The organism is Pseudomonas nitroreducens TX1, assembly GCF_000313755.1.
GTDB lineage: Bacteria > Pseudomonadota > Gammaproteobacteria > Pseudomonadales > Pseudomonadaceae > Pseudomonas > Pseudomonas nitroreducens_A.
The window spans coordinates 14,928-32,580 of the sequence record NZ_AMZB01000132.1 but is presented as its reverse complement, the minus strand read 5'-3'; the positions used below and the strand labels follow the sequence as shown (position 1 = coordinate 32,580).

Here is a 17,653-nt window from a genome sequence, read left to right as displayed (position 1 = left end):
CATGCACACGACCTACGACCCCCAGGCGCCGAAGAAAGCCACCAACCTGAGCCTCAACAGCGACCTGTTGAAACAGGCCCGAGAACTGGACGTGAACCTTTCGGCGGTGCTGGAGGAGGCGCTGGCCGATGTGGTCAAGGAGCGCCTGGGCCAGCGCTGGCTGGAGCAGAACCGCGAAGCCATCGAAACCTACAACCAGCATGTCGAGGAAGCCGGCGTGTTCAGCGACGGACTGCGGAGCTTCTGATGAAGCAGTTCGACCTGTACCGCAACGCCAACCCGCGCACCCGTGAGGCGATCCCGCTGCTGCTGGACGTCCAGAGCGACCTGCTGGGCTCGCTGAACACGCGCATGGTGATCCCGCTCAGCCGCGCCAAGGGTCTGGCCGGAATCAATCGGTTGATGCCGGAAGTATGCGTCGGCGACGAGACGCTCCTGATGCTGACCCCGCAGATGGCCGGCATCGCCCGCCGCGAGCTGGGTGAGCCGGTGGGTAGCCTGGCGCACCTGCGCCTGGAGATCATCGCCGCCATCGACCTGTTGATCAGCGGAATCTGAGCATGAACACCCCACGCCTGTGCCCGGATCGCCAGCCATGACCGAACTCGCCCTGATCCTGGTCAGCGCCATCCTGGTCAACAACTTCGTGCTGGTGCAGTTTCTTGGCATCTGCCCGTTCATGGGCGTGTCGCGCAAGATCGAGACGGCGCTCGCGCTGGCCCTGGCGACCACCTTCGTGCTCACCCTCGCCTCCGCGTCGAGCTACATCCTGCAACGCTACGTGTTGCAACCGCTGGACCTGGAGTACCTGCGTACCATCGCTTTCATCCTGGTGATAGCCATGATGGTGCAGTTCACCGAACTGCTGGTGAACAGGACCAGCCCGCTGTTGGCCCGTACGCTGGGCATCTTCCTGCCGCTGATCACCACCAATTGCATCGTGCTCGGCGTGGCGCTGCTCAATGCGCGCAAGGCCGAGTTCGGCTTCCTGCAATCGACCTTGCAGGGTTTCGGCGCCGGGCTGGGCTTCACCCTGGTGCTTGTGCTGTTCGCCGCACTGCGTGAGCGCATCGCCATCGCCGACGTGCCCAAGCCGTTCAAGGGTGCGGCCATCGGCATGATCACCGCCGGGCTGATGTCCCTGGCATTCATGGGCTTCAGCGGTTTGCTCAAGCCATGATCGCGGCGCTGCTGATCGTAATGGCGTGCCTCGCCGGCGCCGTGGCGCTTCGCGTGGCTGCGGCACGAATGAAAGTCGCCGACGAATCCATCGCCGGGCAGATCAACGACCTGCTGCCGCAGACCCAGTGCGGGCAGTGCGGCTACGCAGGCTGCAAGCCCTACGCCCAGGCCATCGCCGAGGGGGATGCGATCAACAAGTGCCCGCCCGGCGGCGCTGCGACCATCGCCGCCCTCGCCGAACTGCTGGACGTCGAGCCATTGCCGCTGGACGCCCCCGAAGAGACGCCGCTGCGCGTGGCCTACATCCGCGAGGCGGAGTGCATCGGCTGCACCAAGTGCATCCGCGCCTGCCCGGTGGACGCCATCGTCGGTGCGGCCAAGCTGATGCACACGGTGATAGCCGACGAATGCACCGGCTGCGACCTGTGCCTGGAACCCTGCCCGGTGGACTGCATCGAGATGCGCGACCTGCCGCTGCGAGTCGTCGACTGGAAATGGCCGCTGCCCCAGGGCCGGCTGATCCAGACCGACCGGGAGCGGGCGGCATGAACGCTCAGGTCTGGAACTTCCCCGGTGGCCTGACGTTACCGGCCAACAAGCGGCAGTCCACTGCCACAGCAATCCAGCAGCCGCCGCTACCGCGCCGCCTGGTGCTGCCGCTGCGGCAACATATCGGCGAACCCGCCGTGCCAAGCGTCGAAGTGGGCCAGCGCGTACTCAAGGGCCAACTGATCGCCGAGCCTGGCAGCACCATCAGCGCCGCGCTGCATGCGCCGACGTCCGGCACTGTGGTCGAGATCAGCGAACGACCCTATCCACACGGCTCCGGCCTTTGCGCGCCCGCCATCGTCATCGACTGCGACGGCGCGGAGGAGTGGACGTCGCTGGAGCCCACCCCCGCGTATGCGTCCCTCTCCGGACTCGAACTGCTGCAGCGCATTCGCCGGGCGGGCATCGCCGGGCTCGGCGGCGCCGGCTTCCCCACTGCCGCCAAGCTCGCCGCTCGCGCGCAGGACGACCTGCACACCCTGATCATCAACGGCGCCGAGTGCGAGCCCTATATCAGCGCCGACGACCTGCTGATGCGCGAGCGCGCCGCCGAACTGGTGGAGGGCATCGAGGTGCTGATGCACATCCTCCAGCCGCAGCAGGTGCTGCTCGGCATCGAGGACGACAAGCCCGAGGCCATCGCCGCCGTGCAGGCCGCCATCGGCGAGCGGCCGATCCGCCTGCAACCGATCCCGACCCGCTACCCATCCGGCGGCGAGCGCCAGCTGATCCAGGTTCTCACCGGCCGCGAAGTGCCCTCCGGCGGGCTGCCGGCGGACATCGGCATGCTCTGCGTGAACGTCGGCACCGCCGTCGCCGTGGCCGACGCCGTGCTGCGCGGGAGGCCGCTGATCTCCCGCATCACCACCCTGACCGGCGCCGCACTGGCGCGCCCGTGCAACGTCGAAGCGCTGATCGGTACGCCCGTCGGCGAGCTGCTGGACTTCGCCGGCCTCGACCGCGCCAAGCTTGACCGCCTGCTCCTCGGCGGCCCGCTGATGGGCGATAGCCTGCCGTCGTTGGACGTGCCGCTGATCAAGACCGCCAACTGCCTGCTGGCCGCCACCCGCGAGGAACTTCCGCCACCGCAGCCAGAGATGCCCTGCATCCGCTGCGGCGACTGCGCTCAGGTCTGTCCTGCCAGCCTGCTGCCGCAGCAGCTGTATTTCTTTGCCGAAGACCACGCCCAGTTGATCGCGCACAACCTGTTCGACTGCATCGAGTGCGGCGCCTGCGCCTACGTCTGCCCGTCGAGCATTGCGCTGGTGCAGTACTATCGCGCGTCCAAGGCCGATATCCGCGAGCTGGAACAACGCCAGCTGAAGGCCGAGCAGTGGCGTCTGCGCTTCGAGCAACGCCAGGAGCGCCTGCGCCGCGACGAAGAACAGCGCACCGTCGACCGCCTGGCTCGTCAGGAGCGCGCCGCGCGTGTGCAGGAACAGCGGCCCGAAGTGGAGGCGCCCGCCGCGCCGGCCGCGCAATCGGTGATCGACCGGGTGAAGGCCGAGAAGTCCGTGGGCAACGCGCCCGACCAGCTCAAGCGGCTGAAGATCGAGGCGAGCATGGCGCAGGTCGCACTGAAGAAAGCCGAGAAGCAACTGGCCGCCCACGACACCGAGCAACTGCGCAGCCAGGTCGCCGAACTGCGCAGCGCCGCCGAACAGGCCAGGGCCGCGCTGGCCGGGGCCCAAGCGCAAAGCGCCAGCGCGGAGCCGGCATCCACGGCAGCCCCCTTCACGGACGAAGCGGCGCTGAAAAAGGCCAGGATCGATGCTGCCATGGCCCGGGCGCAGTTGAAGAAGTCCGAGAAGGCCTTCGGCGAATCGCCCAGCGACGAGCAGCGCGCCACCCTCGACGCCTTGCGCGCGGATGTCGAACGCATCGAGCGTCAACTCAACGAATTGCAGGGAACCACCATGCCCACCGAACCGCAAGCCGAGCAGCCCGCCGACGGCATTTTCGGCCTGCGCCGGGCCAAGCTGAACTACATCACCCAGCGCGATGCCCTGCGCGCCGCTGAGCGCGAAGGTGCCTCCGCCGCAGAGCTGGAAGCGATCCGCCAGACGCTCAGCGCCGCAGAAGCCGCGCTGCACGCTGCCGAGGACGCCAGCGGCAAGGCGCCGCCCGACCTCGTGCGAACCGACAAGCGCCCGATCACCGATGCCCTGCGCGCCGCCAAGACCGAACTGGCCTACGCCCGCGCCGACCTTAAGAAGCTCGAACGCGAAGGCGCTGGCGAGCCGGCGCTGGCCACCGCCCGCGAGCGCCTGCAGGCGGCGGAATGTGCCGTTGCCGATGCCAGTGGTGAGACTTCCTGATGAGGCTGCCACCCATCAGCTCGCCCCACGCCACCGGCACGAACCGCACGCAGAGAGTGATGCTGACGCTGCTGGCTGCCTGCGCACCGGGCGCGCTGGTACTGATCGGCCTGTACGGCGTCGGCCCCCTGTTCAACCTGCTCTGGTGCAGCCTGCTCGCCCTCTCCACCGAAGCGCTGATGCTCAGGCTGCGCGACCGCCCGGTGACGTTGTTCCTCAAGGACGGCAGTGCCCTGGTCACCGCCGTTCTGCTCGCCCTCGCCCTGCCGCCCTACTCGCCCTGGTGGTTGAGCGCAGTCGCCACGGTCTTCGCGCTGATTTTCGGCAAGCACCTGTATGGTGGCCTAGGACAGAACCCGTTCAACCCGGCGATGGTGGGTTATGCGGTGGTGCTGGTGTCCTTCCCGCAGCTGATGAGTCAGTGGCCCGCGCCGGACAACGCCCTGGGTGTCGTCGAGGGCCTGCGGCAGATCCTCGGCGTCGCCAGCCAGGGCCCGGACGCCTGGGTCGGCGCGACGGCACTGGACGTGGTGCGCAACAACCACAGCCTGACCATGGAGGAACTGCTGGCGCAATCGCCGGCTTTCGGCAGCGTCGGCGGACGCGGTGCGGAACTGGTCAACCTGGCCTTCCTCGCCGGCGGGCTGTTCCTGCTCTGGCGCAAGCTGTTCACCTGGCACGCGCCGGTGGGCATGCTCGGCGGCCTGTTCGTCATGAGCCTGCTGTTCTGGAATGGCTCCGGCTCCGACTCCCACGGCTCACCGCTGCTACACCTGTTCAGCGGCGCGACCATGCTGGGCGCCTTCTTCATCGTCACCGACCCGGTCTCCGGCGCCACCAGCCACCGCGGCCGGCTGCTGTTCGGCATCGGCGTCGGCATGCTCACCTACGTGATCCGCGCCTGGGGCGGCTACCCCGACGGACTGGCCTTCGCCGTGCTGCTGATGAATCTCGCCGCACCGACCCTCGACTACTTCACCCGCCCGCGCACCTACGGGCACAAGAAGCCCGAGCGCGGCTTCAAGGCGGGTGATCGATGAACCGCGAGTTGCTCAAGAGCATCCTGGCGCTAGGCATGGTCGCACTGATCGCCACTGGCGTGGTGGCGACCGTTCACCAATTCACCGCCCAGCGCATCGACACCGCCCAGCGCGAAGCGCGTGGCCGTGCTTTGCTGGCGCTGCTGCCCAGTGGCAGCTACGACAACCACCCGCTGGAAACCCAGGTCAGCGTCTTCGATCCCAAGCTGCTGGGCCGCGACGAGCCGGCGCCCGCCTACATCGCCCGGCTGCAGGGGCAGCCCACCGCAGTCGTGCTCCAGCCCGTGGCGCGGGATGGTTACGGCGGCTCGATCCAGTTGCTGGTGGGCGTAACCGTACAGGGCCATCTGCTCGGCGTGCGGGTCGTGGCCCATCACGAAACACCGGGCCAGGGCGACCGTATCGAACTGGGCAAGAGCGACTGGCTGCACGGCTTCGACGGCCGCTCGCTGAGCGACCCGGCCGACGCCGGCTGGAACGTGAAGAAGGACGGCGGCCAGTTCGATCAATTTGCTGGCGCCACCGTGACCCCGCGTGCGGTGGTCAAGGCCACGCACCTGGCGCTGCAGTACTTCGATGCGCACAAGTCGGAGCTGCTCGCCCCCGCCGCCTCGGGAGAAAAGCATGAATAATCCCGGTTACCGCGAAATCGCCCTGCAGGGCCTGTGGAAGAACAACCCCGGCCTGGTGCAACTGCTCGGCCTGTGTCCGCTGCTGGGCACCAGCAGCTCCATGGTCAATGCCTTCGGCCTGGGGCTGGCGACACTCTTCGTGCTGGTCTGCTCCAGCGTCGCCGTATCGCTGATCCGCGGCACGCTGAGCGAGGCCGTGCGCCTGCCGGCCTTCCTGCTGGTCATAGCCGCCCTGACCACCTGCGTCGAGCTGCTGATGCAGGCGTGGCGCTATGAGCTGTACGAAGTGCTGGGCATCTTCGTGCCGCTGATCACCACCAACTGTGTGATCCTCGGCCGTGCTCAGTCCTTCGCCTCGACCCACAACGTGGTGCGCTCGGCCTTCGACGGACTGATGATGGGGCTGGGCTTCGCCCTCGTCCTGCTGGCCATCGGCACACTGCGCGAGCTGCTCGGCCACGGCACGCTGTTCGCCGGTATGGACCTGCTGTTCGGCCCAAGCGCCGCCGAGTGGAAGCTACAGATCCCTGGCTACCAGGGGCTGCTGCTGGCCGTGCTGCCGCCCGGCGCCTTCCTGGCGCTGGGCCTGCTGATTGCCCTGAAAAACCGTATCGATGAAAGCCTGGCGGACCGCGCCAAGACGCCAGCGGGCGACGAGCCCGCAACCGAGCGCCCACGCGTCCGCGTGACCGGAGTGATCGAATGAATGCCGCCAAGCGCGCGGAGATTTTCCGCCGACTCAAGGAAGACAATCCCAACCCCGAAACCGAGCTGGCCTACAGCACGCCCTTCGAGCTGCTCATTGCCGTGCTGCTCTCCGCCCAGGCCACCGACGTCGGGGTGAACAAGGCCACCGCCAAGCTCTATCCGGTGGCCAATACCCCGGAGGCGATCTACGCCCTCGGTGTGGAAGGCTTGTCCGAGTACATCAAGACCATCGGCCTGTACAACAGCAAGGCGAAGAACACCATCGAGACCTGCCGCATCCTCATCGAGAAGCACGGCGGCAAGGTGCCGGAGAATCGCGAAGACCTGGAAGCCTTGCCGGGGGTGGGCCGCAAGACCGCGAACGTGGTCCTCAACACGGCTTTCCGACAGCCGGCGATGGCAGTGGATACGCACATCTTTCGCGTCTCCAACCGCACCAACATCGCACCGGGGCGCAACGTGCTGGAGGTGGAGCGCAAGCTGCTCAAGTTCGTGCCCAAGGAATACCTGCTGGATGCGCACCACTGGCTGATCCTGCATGGGCGCTACGTCTGCAAGGCGCGCAAGCCGCAGTGTGGTAGCTGCCGAATCGAGGACTTGTGCGAGTTCAAGCACAAGACTTCGGACGATTGAGCGTTATGGGAAAATTCCTTCAGGCCGATTGAAAAAATCTTTTTTACCGCTTGGCCCTTTGTCGTTATAAGGGGCGCCAACACACCCCGTGTTGTGGAGTGCACTGAATGGCAAACGACAAAGAAGACCTCGAACTCGAGGACGATGTCAGCACAGACGACAGCGATGACGGCGCAGAAGCCACAGCAGAGGTCGCCAAGACCAACCTGACCAAGCGCCGCATCATCGACAACTACCTGGAAGAGCGTCGCCTGCAGCGCCAACTGTCCGACTACGATTTCGATCTGTAAGCCTTCTCCTGAACGAAGTACCCGCATGAAAAAGCCCCGCATCCTGGCGGGGCTTTTGTTTTCTGCTCTTCGTAGAGCGAGCTTGCTCGCGATCCAGGCATGGCCCGCCCTCTAAGCCCGGGCTTGCCCTCTCCCCAGCCCTCTCCCTGAAGGGAGAGGGAATCGTTCGGTGCTCCCGGATAACGCAGAAACCGCCGGCAAGCGCAGGGCTTTCCATGCGCACCGGAAAGGCCCCTCTCACTTCACGGAGAGGCAGTCGTTCGGTGCTCTCGGATAACGCAGAAACCGCCGGCAAGCACAGGGGTTTTACTGCGCACCGGAAAGTCCCCTCTCCCTTCAGGGAGAGGGTTAGGGAGAGGGAAATCGCAGGCACCCAGGGCAAGAAGAAGACACAGTCGCCTACAGGGTCACACCGCGACGCTCGCGCGCTGCACCACGCGGTAGCACGGTTCGTAGGCCGCACCACCCGGCAGCTTCATGCGGTGCTGTTCGACGAAGGCCTGCAGCAGGGCATCCAGGGGTTCCATGATGGCGGCGTCGCCGTTGATCTCGTAGGGGCCGAACGCCTCGATCATGCGGATGCCATGTTCCTTCACGTTGCCGGCGACAATGCCGGAGAAGGCCCGGCGCAGGTTCGCCGCCAGCTCGTGGGGCGGCACGTCGCGGCCCAGGTCCAGGCTTGCCATGTTCTCGTGGGTCGGTTCGAACGGGCGCTGGAAGCCTTCGTCGATCTTCAGCAGCCAGTTGAAGTGGTAGGCATCGTTGCGCTCGCGGCGGAACTGCTTGACCCGCTTGAGGCCAGTGCTCATTTCCCGCGCTACTTCCGCCGGGTCGTCGATGATGATGCGGTAGCGTTTCTGCGCCGCCTCGCCCAGGGTCGCACCGACGAAGGCATGCAGCTGTTCGATGTACGCCGCCGCGCTGCGCGGGCCGGTGAGCACCAGGGGGAACGGCATGTCCTGGTTCTCAGGATGCATGAGGATGCCCAGCAGGTAGAGGAATTCCTCCGCCGTGCCCACGCCGCCGGGGAATACGATGATGCCATGGCCGACGCGGACGAAGGCCTCCAGGCGCTTCTCGATGTCCGGCAGGATCACCAGTTCGTTGACGATGGGGTTCGGCGCCTCGGCGGCGATGATCCCCGGCTCGGTCAGCCCCAGGTAGCGGCCGTCAGTGATGCGCTGCTTGGCATGGCCGATGGTGGCACCCTTCATCGGGCCCTTCATCACGCCCGGGCCGCAGCCGGTGCAGACATCGAGGCTGCGCAGGCCCAGCTCATGGCCCACCTTCTTGGTGTACTTGTACTCGTTGGTGCTGATGGAGTGGCCGCCCCAGCACACGACGATCTTCGGCTCCACGCCGGCGTGCAGGGCGCGCGCGTTGCGCAGCAGGTGGAAGACGTAGTCGGTGATGCCGGCCGAGCTGTCGAGGCCGAAGCGTCGGCTGTTCAGCGCATTCTGGGTGTAGACGATGTCGCGCAGGGCGCTGAACAGCATTTCACGGGTGCTGGCGATCATCTCGCCATCGACGAAGGCGTCGGCCGGCGCGTTGAACAGTTCCAGGCGCACGCCGCGGTCCTGCTGGTGGATTTCCAGCTCGAAGTCGCGGTAGGCATCGAGGATGTGCTTGGCGTTGTCGATCTGCGTGCCCGTGTTGAGGATGGCCAGGGCACACTGGCGAAAGAGTTTGTAGGTACTGCCAGAGCCCGCTTCGCTGAGCTGGTGGACTTCACGTTGGGAGAGGGTTTCGAGGCTGCCCTTGGGGCTGACCGAGGCGTTGTTAACCGGTCTTGGGGACATGCTGTATTCCTTGACGATGGAAGCCGGGCGTCAAAGCGCGGGGCCTTCCGATAAATCGATGCGGCCGTCCGTTCGGCCGTCACTGCCGGGGGCGTCGCGGCGGGGATTCTCCAGCCCGCAGCGCGCTCCTTCTGACTGTGACAAGCGAATGGCGGAAACTGCTTCCGCAATCGACGCGTCCGACGTCGATGCCCCTTGAGTATGAACGCTGGGGTGACTTTCTGATGACAGCCAGAAAGAAAAACCCCGCCAGGGTGGCGGGGTTTCTCGTCAGGAGGTCTGCGTGAAGATGCAGGATCAATCCTTGCGTTGCGGGCTCAGCAGCTCGATCTTGTAGCCGTCCGGGTCCTCGACGAAGGCCAGGATGCTGGTGCCGTGCTTCATCGGGCCCGGCTCGCGGGTGATCTTGCCGCCACGGGAGCGGATGTCTTCGCAGGCCTTGTAGACGTCGGCCACTTCCAGGGCGATGTGGCCATAGCCGGTGCCCAGCTCGTACTTGTCCACGCCCCAGTTGTAGGTCAGCTCGATGACGCTGTTGTCGTCCTCGTTGCCGTAGCCGACGAAGGCCAGGGTGAACTGGCCGTCCGGGTAATCCTTGCGGCGCAGCAGGGTCATGCCCAGGACTTCGGTGTAGAAGGCGATGGATTTGTCCATGTCGCCGACGCGCAGCATGGTGTGCAGCAGTCTCATCGGTTCTTTCCTCATCAGGTGCCCGGATAGTGGGCTTATAAACACAAACCCCGGCTCGTGGCCGGGGTCTGCTTGTCACGGGAGACGCAAGCTTATCAGAACAGCTTGCGGCCCTTGTTCGCGGCGATACGCATGCGCAGCGCGTTGAGCTTGATGAAGCCAGCGGCATCGGCCTGGTTGTAGGCGCCGCCGTCCTCCTCGAAGGTCGCGATGTTGGCGTCGAACAGCGAGTCGTCGGACTTGCGGCCGACCACGATGACGTTGCCCTTGTACAGTTTCAGGCGCACGACGCCGTTCACGTGTTCCTGGGAGGCATCGATCATCTGCTGGAGCATCTCGCGCTCCGGGCTCCACCAGTAGCCGGTGTAGATCAGCTTGGCGTAGCGCGGCATCAGCTCGTCCTTCAGGTGAGCGACTTCGCGGTCCAGGGTGATCGACTCGATGGCGCGGTGCGCCTTGAGCATGATGGTGCCGCCGGGGGTCTCGTAGCAGCCGCGGGACTTCATGCCGACGTAACGGTTCTCGACGATGTCGAGACGGCCGATGCCGTTGGCGCCGCCGATGCGGTTCAGCTCGGTCAGGACCTGGGCCGGAGTCATGTCCTTGCCGTCGATGGCGACGATGTCGCCCTTGCGGTAGGTCAGCTCGATGTAGGTCGCGGTGTCAGGGGCCTTCTCCGGGGAGACGGTCCACTTCCACATGTCTTCTTCGTGCTCGGTCCAGGTGTCCTCCAGCACGCCGCCTTCATAGGAGATGTGCAGCAGGTTGGCATCCATGGAGTACGGCGATTTCTTCTTGCCGTGGCGCTCGATCGGGATGTTGTGGGCTTCGGCGTAGTCCATCAGCTTCTCGCGGGACAGCAGGTCCCACTCGCGCCAGGGAGCGATCACCTTCACGCCCGGCTTGAGCGCGTAGGCACCCAGTTCGAAGCGCACCTGGTCGTTGCCCTTGCCGGTGGCGCCGTGGGAGATGGCGTCAGCGCCGGTGGCGTTGGCGATCTCGATCAGGCGCTTGGCGATCAGCGGACGTGCGATGGAAGTACCCAGCAGGTACTCGCCCTCGTAGACGGTATTGGCACGGAACATCGGGTAGACGAAGTCACGGACGAACTCTTCTCGCAGGTCCTCGATGAAGACCTCTTTCACGCCCATCTGCTTGGCCTTGGCGCGGGCCGGCTCGACCTCCTCGCCCTGACCCAGGTCGGCGGTGAAGGTCACCACTTCACAGTTATAGGTATCCTGCAGCCACTTCAGAATTACGGAGGTGTCCAGGCCACCGGAATACGCCAGGACTACCTTCTTCACGTCCGCCATGCCACTCAACTCCACGGGGGTTGTCACGAAAGGGGCCGATTCTACTGTCCGCTCGGAATAATTTACAGAGGGGCGACAGCTTTTGACGACAAAGCGACAAATACTATCGTCTGTGCGACCCGGCGCCGCAGCTCAGCCCTTGGGTGCAGCGGGCGGGGTAGCAGGTGGGTTGGCGGCATTGGCGGCTGGCGCTGCGGGGGTGCCCTGAGCCGGTGCGCTGGCGGCGGGCGCCGGTGCGGAGGTGGCTGGCGGAGCTTCCGCGGGAGCCTGCTCGACGACCGCCTCGCGGGACAGGTTCACCGTCACGCGGCGGTTCTTCGCGCGGTTGGAGGCGGAGTTGTTTTTCACCAGCGGGTAGCGCTCGCCATAGAAGCGCACGGTGATCTGCGATTCCGCCACGCCGTTGGCCTTGAGGTACTCCATCACGGCGACGGCGCGCCGGCGCGAGGCCTCACGGTTGGCCAGGCGGTTGCCGCTGTTGTCGGAGTGGCCATCCAGTTCGATGCGGTTCACCGTAGGATCGGCCTTCATGTATTGCAGGATGATGTCCAGCTTGGCGCGCCCCAGCGGGTCGACTTCGGTGCCGCCGTCGGGGAAGCCGACCTGGCTCTGGCGCACCTGGTCGAAGTTGACCGGAAGCATCTTTGTCGAACAGTCCTGGAACTGCGCATATCCGTCGGCGAAACGCGTCGGCAGCAGGCGCACCAGCAGACTCTCGCCGGTACGCGTGCGATGGCGGACTTCCGGCGTACGGCCTTCCAGCAGCCCGCCAAGCAGTCGCCCGGCCTGCTGCTGGGTGCTGTTGAACGGTACATCGCCAGCGCCTACGCGCACCGAGCCCAGGTTCAGGTCGCCCTGCCCCGGCCGCCATGGCGGCGCGGCGGCCAGCAGGGTCGCCGAACCGGTGTCCAGCCAGCCCTGTTGCGACTTGAGGCGGAAAGTGGGCTGTTCACCGGCACGCCAGACGAACTCCCCCACACCGAAGGCCCCCACGCTCTGCGACAGCCGGCACTCGAACTGATCCCCCGCCACCGTCCACTGAGCGCTCTCCAGGCGCGGCTGGAAGGTCAGCCCCCAGGCCGGCAGGCTTGCGCAAAGTGTGAGCAGAAGAAGAGAAGACTGGCGCACGGTGGCATCCACACAGGTAAAAAGGCGTCCCACAATCTATCGGTCGGCGCTGGCAAAACTTGATAGCGAGTGCCGGCGGCGGCCTTTTCCGGTAGCATTTCCCCCTCTTCCCGCTGCAACCGCACCCCTGGAATCCGCATGTCCGACCGCCTGACACTCCTGCGCCCCGACGACTGGCACATCCACCTGCGCGACGGCGCCGCACTCGCGCAAACCGTCGGCGATGCCGCCCGCACCTTCGGCCGTGCCATCATCATGCCGAACCTGGTCCCGCCGGTGCGCACCGCCGCCGAAGCCGACGCCTACCGCCAGCGCATCCTCGCCGCCCGCCCGGCCGGCAGCCGCTTCGAGCCGCTGATGGTGCTCTACCTCACCGACCGCACCAGCGTCGAGGAAGTCCGCGCCGCCAAGGCCTCCGGCTTCGTGCACGCCGCCAAGCTGTACCCGGCCGGCGCCACCACCAACTCCGATTCCGGCGTCACCAGTGTCGACAACATCTTCCATGTGCTCGAAGCCATGGCCGAGGTCGGCCTGCCGCTGCTGGTGCACGGTGAGGTGACCCGCGCCGAAGTCGACGTTTTCGACCGCGAGAAGCGCTTCATCGACGAGCACCTGGCCCGAGTGGTCGAGCGTTTCCCGACCCTCAAGGTGGTCTTCGAGCACATCACCACCGGCGATGCCGCCGCCTTCGTCAAGGCCGCCCCGGCCAACGTCGGCGCCACCATCACCGCGCACCACCTGCTGTACAACCGCAACCACATGCTGGTTGGCGGCATCCGCCCGCACTTCTATTGCCTGCCGATCCTCAAGCGCAACACCCACCAGGAAGCCCTGCTGGATGCGGCCACCAGCGGCAGCCCGAAGTTTTTCCTCGGCACCGACTCGGCTCCGCACGCGCGCCATGCAAAGGAAGCCGCCTGCGGTTGCGCCGGCTGCTACACCGCCTACGCCGCCATCGAGCTGTACGCCGAAGCCTTCGAGCAGCGCAATGCGCTGGACAAGCTGGAAGGCTTTGCCAGCTTCCACGGCCCGGACTTCTACAGCCTGCCGCGCAACAGCGACCGCATCACCCTGGTCCGCGAAGAATGGGAAGCCCCGGCGGCCCTGCCGTTCGGCGACTTCGACGTGATCCCGCTGCGTGCTGGTGAAAAACTGCGCTGGCGCCTGCTGGAGACCGAGGCATGAGTGACGAGAACGAAATCTTCGAGGAAGAACTCGACGGTTCCTTCCCGCCCGGCCCGCGCCACCCGATGGCGCGTCGCTTCCGTGGCTACCTGCCGGTGGTCGTGGACGTAGAGACCGGCGGCTTCAACGCCGGCACCGACGCCCTGCTGGAAATCGCTGCCGTCACCATTGGCATGGACGAGAGCGGCTACCTGTTCCCGGAGCACACCTACTTCTTCCGCGTTGAGCCTTTCGAAGGCGCCAACATCGAGCAGGCCGCCCTGGAATTCACCGGCATCAAGCTGGACCACCCGCTGCGCATGGCCGTGCCGGAAGAGCAGGCGCTGACCGAGATCTTCCGTGGCGTACGCAAGTCGTTGAAGTCCAACGGCTGCAAGCGGGCCATCCTGGTCGGCCACAACAGCAGCTTCGACCTGGGCTTCCTCAACGCCGCGGTGAACCGCAGCGGCGTGAAGCGCAACCCGTTCCACCCGTTCTCCAGCTTCGACACCGCGACGCTGGCCGGCCTCGCCTATGGCCAGACCGTGCTGGCCAAGGCCTGCCAGACCGCCGGCATCGAGTTCGACAACCGCGAGGCCCACTCCGCGCGCTACGACACCGAGAAGACCGCCGAGCTGTTCTGCGGCATCGTCAACCGCTGGAAGGAATTCGGCGGCTGGATGGAAGACGATCACTGATCGAGCCTTCCTGAAAGAAAAAGCCCCGCGATTGCGGGGCTTTTTTTACACACGAACAGCCTTACAGCTTGCTGGAATTCTCGGCCAGGTAGGCGGCAACGCCTTCGGGCGAGGCGGTCATGCCCTTGTCGCCCTTCTTCCAGTTGGCCGGGCAGACTTCGCCGTGCTCCTCGGTGAACTGCAAGGCATCGACCAGGCGCAGCAGCTCGTCCATGTTGCGGCCCAGCGGCAGGTCGTTGACGATCTGCGAGCGCACCACGCCGTTCTGGTCGATCAGGAAGGCGCCGCGGAAAGCCACGCCGCCTTCGGACTCGACGTCATAGGCCTTGGCGATCTCGTGGGTAATGTCGGCGGCCAGGGTGTACTTGACCGGGCCGATGCCGCCCTTGTCTACCGGGGTGTTGCGCCAGGCGTTGTGGGTGAAGTGGGAGTCGATGGAAACACCGATCACCTCGACGTTGCGCGCCTGGAACTCGGGGATACGGTGGTCCAGGGCGATCAGCTCGGACGGGCAGACGAAAGTGAAGTCCAGCGGGTAGAAGAACACCAGGCCGTACTTGCCCTTGATGGCTTCGGACAGCACGAAGCTGTCGACGATCTCGCCGGTGCCCAGCACGGCGGCAACATTGAAATCGGGAGCTTTCTTACCTACGAGTACGCTCATTTCCTTCTCCTTGATGGTGAGGCGCTAGGGAGCGAAAAGCCTGCTGCCCAGTCGAATCTGCCGGGCTTGAGGGGCTGCCGCTCAGTGGGGCAGTCATCATACACCGCAACACGCCACGCCTTCATCCATGCGGGTTTCAGCGCTAAGCCATTGAGCGATCAACCATTTATCGGAGAGCGCCAAAAGTGACCCGCACAAATTTTGACAATCATTCTCATTATTATTAGTATCGTTTCCAACAACCCCACAGCGACTGTAGTGCAACCATGTACGTCTGCCTCTGCAACGGTGTTACCGATACCCAGATCCGCGATGCGATCTACGACGGCGCCTGCAATTACCGCGAGGTGCGCGAATGCACCGGTGTCGGCACCCAGTGCGGCAAGTGCGCCTGCCTGGCCAAACAGGTGGTTCGGGAGACCCTCGGCGAACTGCAGGGCGCCCAGGCGATGAACTACAACCTGGCCTACGCGGCGGGTTGAGAAAAAATACCGCTGATCGATTCAGTTGAAATTCCGCAGAAACCGGGCCGTGGCCCGGTTTTTTTATGCCCGTAATTCAGTGTCTTAGCGTCAAGTTGCGGAATGAAAACATTCGCATTCATATTCCTTTTTATAACAAATTCAAGGACTTATGTTTGACAGATGGTTATAAGGGCGCGAGAATTTCACTCTCTCCCACTCCACACGGCAGGACTCCGGCATGAAAGGCGACAAGAAAGTCATCCAGCATCTGAACAAGATCCTCGGCAACGAGCTGATCGCCATCAACCAGTATTTCCTGCACTCGCGCATGTGGAACGACTGGGGCCTGAAGCGCCTCGGTGCGCACGAGTACCACGAGTCCATCGATGAGATGAAGCACGCCGACAAGCTCATCGAACGCATCCTGTTCCTCGAAGGCCTGCCCAACCTGCAGGACCTGGGCAAGCTGCTGATTGGCGAGAACACCCAGGAAATGCTGCAGTGCGACCTGAACCTGGAGCTCAAGGCCTGCAAGGACCTGCGCGACGCCATCGTGCATTGCGAAAGCGTGCATGACTACGTCAGCCGCGACCTGCTCAAGGACATCCTCGAGTCCGAGGAAGAGCACATCGACTACCTGGAAACCCAGCTGGGCCTGATCCAGAAAGTCGGCCTGGAGAACTACCTGCAGTCGCACATGCACGAAGACGACTGATGAAAAAAGGCACCGGCGCTGATGTGGACGCCGGTGCCCTTCCCTTCTAGACGTTCGCCTTGGGCGGACGACGCACCAGCCCGGCCTTGAACACCAGGCCCGCGCACAACCCGATCACCACCAGTAGCGACAGGCGCAAGCCCACATGTTCGGCGAGGAAGCCGATCAGCGGCGGCCCCAGCAGCAAACCGCCATAGCCGAACGACGCCACCGCCGCCACGCCGCGCGAAGGTTCGATGCCCGGCCGGTTGCCCGCCGCGCCGATGAGGATCGGCACTACCACCGACAGTCCCGCGCCCACCAGGGCGAAACCGGCAATCGCGCCAGCGACCCAGGGACTGAACAGCGCCAGCAGCATGCCCGCAATGGCCAGCAGTGCCAGGTTGCGCACCAGCGCCTCGTCGGCAAAGCGTACACGCAGGCGATCACCGAACAGCCGGCCCAGTACCATGGTTGCGGAGAACGCCGCGAAGCCCAGTGCAGCCAGGCGCTCGGACGCTCCCAGCACCTGATGCAACAGCAAGGCGCCCCAATCGGCGACCGCCCCTTCGGAAACAAACGCGCAGAGCGTCAAAAGCCCCAGGCCGATCAGGGCCGGTGGCGGCAGGCGCCAGCCACGTTGGGCCGGCGCCTCCTCCTCCATGGGCTCGGGACGGCCCTCGAACAGGTTGCGTGCGAAGAACGGCAGTATCGCCACGGCGATCAGCGCCAGCAGGCTGAAGTGCCAGATCGGCGCCAGGTCGGCGAAGGCCGCCGCGCCGACAGCACCCACCAGGCCGCCCAGGCTGTACATGCCATGCAGGCTGGAGATGCACGGACGGCCGAGGCGCCGTTCGACTTCCACCGCCTGGGTGTTCATCGCCACGTCCATGGTCGCGAAGGTCAGGCCGACGGCTAGAAAGCCCGCCGCCAGGACCCAGACGTCCTGCGCCAGCCCGAGCAGCGGGAAGGTCGCCATCAGCGCCAGCCCCGAAATCACCGTGATCGCCCGGCTGCCGTAGCGGCGCACCAGCGCGCCGGCAAAGGCAAACGCCAGCAGCGCGCCGAAGCCCGCACCCAGCAGGGCCTGGCCCAGTTGCTGTTCGTCAACCCCGGTCATGCTCTTGAGAGCTGGCACCCGCCCCATGACGCTGCCATGGACCATCCCGCCCATGGCGAAGCAGTATCCGCACGCCCAGCGCGCGGCGTTGGCCCGCGTCTGTTCAGTCATTTTTTCCTTCCCAAAAACAAAGCCCCGCCAAGGCGGGGCTTTGTGCAACAGCACGAAAGACTCAGGCGTTGGCCTTGCTCACGGCGTCCTTGATCAGCGGTTGCAGTTCACCCTTCTCGAACATCTCGGCCAGGATATCGCTGCCGCCGACCAACTCACCACCGACCCACAGTTGCGGGAAGGTCGGCCAGTTGGCGTACTTGGGCAGGTTGGCGCGGATTTCCGGGTTCTGCAGGATGTCGACATAGGCGAACTTTTCGCCGCAAGCCATCAGCACCTGCGCGGCGCGGGACGAGAAACCGCACTGGGGAGCGTTCGGCGAACCCTTCATGTACAGCAGAACGGGGTTGCTGGAGATCTGCTCTTTGATGGTATCGATGATATCCATGAACTTCCTCGGCTTAACTATCAGACACTGACCCGGCAGTCGCCTCTCGGGGCATAGGCCGGCACGGT

21 protein-coding genes are annotated in these 17,653 nt (G+C 65.1%); 14 read left to right on the top strand and 7 right to left on the bottom strand.

The window, feature by feature from the left end; all coding sequences use genetic code 11:
• Nucleotide 1 precedes the first annotated feature (1 nt).
• From C167_RS0124890 to C167_RS0124845, 10 genes are all read left to right on the top strand, one after another.
• On the top strand, nt 2-247 hold the full coding sequence (locus C167_RS0124890) for a type II toxin-antitoxin system CcdA family antitoxin (RefSeq protein WP_017521029.1): 246 nt from the start codon (nt 2-4) through the stop codon (nt 245-247).
• Nucleotides 247-558 carry a CcdB family protein gene (locus C167_RS0124885; protein WP_017521028.1) on the top strand — a complete coding sequence of 104 codons (312 nt, stop codon included), beginning with the start codon at nt 247-249 and terminating at the stop codon, nt 556-558. The genes C167_RS0124890 and C167_RS0124885 overlap by 1 nt, the downstream gene beginning before the upstream one ends.
• Before the next feature lie 37 nt (nt 559-595).
• On the top strand, nt 596-1,180 hold the full coding sequence (gene rsxA / locus C167_RS0124880) for an electron transport complex subunit RsxA (RefSeq protein WP_017521027.1): 585 nt from the start codon (nt 596-598) through the stop codon (nt 1,178-1,180).
• The gene (rsxB, locus tag C167_RS0124875) at nt 1,177-1,731 is read left to right on the top strand and encodes an electron transport complex subunit RsxB (RefSeq protein WP_017521026.1); all 555 of its coding nucleotides are present in this window, start codon (nt 1,177-1,179) and stop codon (nt 1,729-1,731) included. The genes rsxA and rsxB overlap by 4 nt, the downstream gene beginning before the upstream one ends.
• Complete coding sequence (gene rsxC, locus C167_RS0124870) at nt 1,728-4,049, top strand: electron transport complex subunit RsxC (protein WP_017521025.1); 2,322 nt, start codon at nt 1,728-1,730, stop codon at nt 4,047-4,049. Before rsxB ends, rsxC begins: the two co-directional genes overlap by 4 nt.
• Complete coding sequence (locus C167_RS0124865; protein WP_026079262.1) at nt 4,049-5,089, top strand: RnfABCDGE type electron transport complex subunit D; 1,041 nt, start codon at nt 4,049-4,051, stop codon at nt 5,087-5,089. The genes rsxC and C167_RS0124865 overlap by 1 nt, the downstream gene beginning before the upstream one ends.
• Nucleotides 5,086-5,721, top strand: coding sequence for an electron transport complex subunit RsxG (gene rsxG, locus C167_RS0124860; protein ID WP_017521023.1), 636 nt, complete (start codon nt 5,086-5,088; stop codon nt 5,719-5,721). The genes C167_RS0124865 and rsxG overlap by 4 nt, the downstream gene beginning before the upstream one ends.
• Nucleotides 5,714-6,427 carry an electron transport complex subunit E gene (locus C167_RS0124855; protein WP_017521022.1) on the top strand — a complete coding sequence of 238 codons (714 nt, stop codon included), beginning with the start codon at nt 5,714-5,716 and terminating at the stop codon, nt 6,425-6,427. Before rsxG ends, C167_RS0124855 begins: the two co-directional genes overlap by 8 nt.
• The gene (nth, locus tag C167_RS0124850; protein ID WP_017521021.1) at nt 6,424-7,062 is read left to right on the top strand and encodes an endonuclease III; all 639 of its coding nucleotides are present in this window, start codon (nt 6,424-6,426) and stop codon (nt 7,060-7,062) included. Before C167_RS0124855 ends, nth begins: the two co-directional genes overlap by 4 nt.
• 107 nt (nt 7,063-7,169) lie before the next feature.
• Complete coding sequence (locus tag C167_RS0124845) at nt 7,170-7,352, top strand: PA3496 family putative envelope integrity protein (protein ID WP_017521020.1); 183 nt, start codon at nt 7,170-7,172, stop codon at nt 7,350-7,352.
• Nucleotides 7,353-7,759: 407 nt separating this feature from the next.
• Here C167_RS0124845 and ppnN read toward each other — a convergent pair whose 3' ends face one another.
• From ppnN to C167_RS0124825, 4 genes are all read right to left on the bottom strand, one after another.
• Nucleotides 7,760-9,151: a nucleotide 5'-monophosphate nucleosidase PpnN gene (gene ppnN, locus C167_RS0124840; RefSeq protein ID WP_017521019.1), complete on the bottom strand. Its 1,392-nt coding sequence runs from the start codon at nt 9,149-9,151 to the stop codon at nt 7,760-7,762.
• A 297-nt stretch (nt 9,152-9,448) separates the two neighbouring features.
• The gene (gene gloA, locus C167_RS0124835) at nt 9,449-9,841 is read right to left on the bottom strand and encodes a lactoylglutathione lyase (protein ID WP_017521018.1); all 393 of its coding nucleotides are present in this window, start codon (nt 9,839-9,841) and stop codon (nt 9,449-9,451) included.
• A gap of 95 nt (nt 9,842-9,936) precedes the next feature.
• Nucleotides 9,937-11,154, bottom strand: a complete 1,218-nt coding sequence (locus tag C167_RS0124830; RefSeq protein ID WP_017521017.1) for an argininosuccinate synthase — start codon at nt 11,152-11,154, stop codon at nt 9,937-9,939.
• A 132-nt stretch (nt 11,155-11,286) separates the two neighbouring features.
• Entirely contained in the window at nt 11,287-12,282 is a 996-nt protein-coding gene (locus C167_RS0124825; protein ID WP_037006342.1) for a flagellar protein MotY, read from the bottom strand.
• Between the two features lie 138 nt (nt 12,283-12,420).
• On the opposite strand from C167_RS0124825, the gene pyrC reads away from it, so the two are divergent.
• Both pyrC and rnt read left to right on the top strand, forming a co-directional pair.
• Complete coding sequence (gene pyrC, locus C167_RS0124820) at nt 12,421-13,467, top strand: dihydroorotase (protein WP_017521015.1); 1,047 nt, start codon at nt 12,421-12,423, stop codon at nt 13,465-13,467.
• Nucleotides 13,464-14,144 (top strand): ribonuclease T, encoded by a 681-nt coding sequence (rnt, locus tag C167_RS0124815; protein ID WP_015476175.1) that lies wholly within the window; start codon nt 13,464-13,466, stop codon nt 14,142-14,144. The genes pyrC and rnt overlap by 4 nt, the downstream gene beginning before the upstream one ends.
• A 61-nt stretch (nt 14,145-14,205) precedes the next feature.
• Here rnt and C167_RS0124810 read toward each other — a convergent pair whose 3' ends face one another.
• Nucleotides 14,206-14,808 carry a peroxiredoxin gene (locus C167_RS0124810; protein WP_017521014.1) on the bottom strand — a complete coding sequence of 201 codons (603 nt, stop codon included), beginning with the start codon at nt 14,806-14,808 and terminating at the stop codon, nt 14,206-14,208.
• 266 nt (nt 14,809-15,074) lie between these two features.
• Here C167_RS0124810 and C167_RS0124805 point away from each other — a divergent pair, with 266 nt between their 5' ends.
• Together C167_RS0124805 and bfrB are read left to right on the top strand one after the other, a co-directional pair.
• On the top strand, nt 15,075-15,290 hold the full coding sequence (locus C167_RS0124805) for a bacterioferritin-associated ferredoxin (RefSeq protein ID WP_017521013.1): 216 nt from the start codon (nt 15,075-15,077) through the stop codon (nt 15,288-15,290).
• 220 nt (nt 15,291-15,510) lie between these two features.
• Nucleotides 15,511-15,987 (top strand): bacterioferritin BfrB, encoded by a 477-nt coding sequence (gene bfrB, locus C167_RS0124800; RefSeq protein WP_017521012.1) that lies wholly within the window; start codon nt 15,511-15,513, stop codon nt 15,985-15,987.
• Between the two features lie 46 nt (nt 15,988-16,033).
• Here bfrB and C167_RS0124795 read toward each other — a convergent pair whose 3' ends face one another.
• Together C167_RS0124795 and grxD are read right to left on the bottom strand one after the other, a co-directional pair.
• Entirely contained in the window at nt 16,034-17,197 is a 1,164-nt protein-coding gene (locus tag C167_RS0124795) for an MFS transporter (RefSeq protein ID WP_017521011.1), read from the bottom strand.
• 61 nt (nt 17,198-17,258) lie between these two features.
• On the bottom strand, nt 17,259-17,585 hold the full coding sequence (gene grxD, locus C167_RS0124790; RefSeq protein WP_017521010.1) for a Grx4 family monothiol glutaredoxin: 327 nt from the start codon (nt 17,583-17,585) through the stop codon (nt 17,259-17,261).
• Nucleotides 17,586-17,653 lie beyond the last annotated feature (68 nt).

Coding starts and splice junctions, on each gene's coding strand:
- C167_RS0124855 (WP_017521022.1), top strand. CDS start 5,714: ATGAATAATCCCGGTTACCGCGAAATCGCCCTGCAGGGCCTGTGGAAG.
- C167_RS0124890 (WP_017521029.1), top strand. CDS start 2: ATGCACACGACCTACGACCCCCAGGCGCCGAAGAAAGCCACCAACCTG.
- pyrC (WP_017521015.1), top strand. CDS start 12,421: ATGTCCGACCGCCTGACACTCCTGCGCCCCGACGACTGGCACATCCAC.
- gloA (WP_017521018.1), bottom strand. CDS start 9,841: ATGAGACTGCTGCACACCATGCTGCGCGTCGGCGACATGGACAAATCC.
- C167_RS0124805 (WP_017521013.1), top strand. CDS start 15,075: ATGTACGTCTGCCTCTGCAACGGTGTTACCGATACCCAGATCCGCGAT.
- C167_RS0124885 (WP_017521028.1), top strand. CDS start 247: ATGAAGCAGTTCGACCTGTACCGCAACGCCAACCCGCGCACCCGTGAG.
- rsxG (WP_017521023.1), top strand. CDS start 5,086: ATGAACCGCGAGTTGCTCAAGAGCATCCTGGCGCTAGGCATGGTCGCA.
- C167_RS0124845 (WP_017521020.1), top strand. CDS start 7,170: ATGGCAAACGACAAAGAAGACCTCGAACTCGAGGACGATGTCAGCACA.
- ppnN (WP_017521019.1), bottom strand. CDS start 9,151: ATGTCCCCAAGACCGGTTAACAACGCCTCGGTCAGCCCCAAGGGCAGC.
- rsxB (WP_017521026.1), top strand. CDS start 1,177: ATGATCGCGGCGCTGCTGATCGTAATGGCGTGCCTCGCCGGCGCCGTG.
- rsxC (WP_017521025.1), top strand. CDS start 1,728: ATGAACGCTCAGGTCTGGAACTTCCCCGGTGGCCTGACGTTACCGGCC.
- bfrB (WP_017521012.1), top strand. CDS start 15,511: ATGAAAGGCGACAAGAAAGTCATCCAGCATCTGAACAAGATCCTCGGC.
- C167_RS0124865 (WP_026079262.1), top strand. CDS start 4,049: ATGAGGCTGCCACCCATCAGCTCGCCCCACGCCACCGGCACGAACCGC.
- C167_RS0124830 (WP_017521017.1), bottom strand. CDS start 11,154: ATGGCGGACGTGAAGAAGGTAGTCCTGGCGTATTCCGGTGGCCTGGAC.
- rsxA (WP_017521027.1), top strand. CDS start 596: ATGACCGAACTCGCCCTGATCCTGGTCAGCGCCATCCTGGTCAACAAC.
- rnt (WP_015476175.1), top strand. CDS start 13,464: ATGAGTGACGAGAACGAAATCTTCGAGGAAGAACTCGACGGTTCCTTC.
- nth (WP_017521021.1), top strand. CDS start 6,424: ATGAATGCCGCCAAGCGCGCGGAGATTTTCCGCCGACTCAAGGAAGAC.
- grxD (WP_017521010.1), bottom strand. CDS start 17,585: ATGGATATCATCGATACCATCAAAGAGCAGATCTCCAGCAACCCCGTT.
- C167_RS0124795 (WP_017521011.1), bottom strand. CDS start 17,197: ATGACTGAACAGACGCGGGCCAACGCCGCGCGCTGGGCGTGCGGATAC.
- C167_RS0124810 (WP_017521014.1), bottom strand. CDS start 14,808: ATGAGCGTACTCGTAGGTAAGAAAGCTCCCGATTTCAATGTTGCCGCC.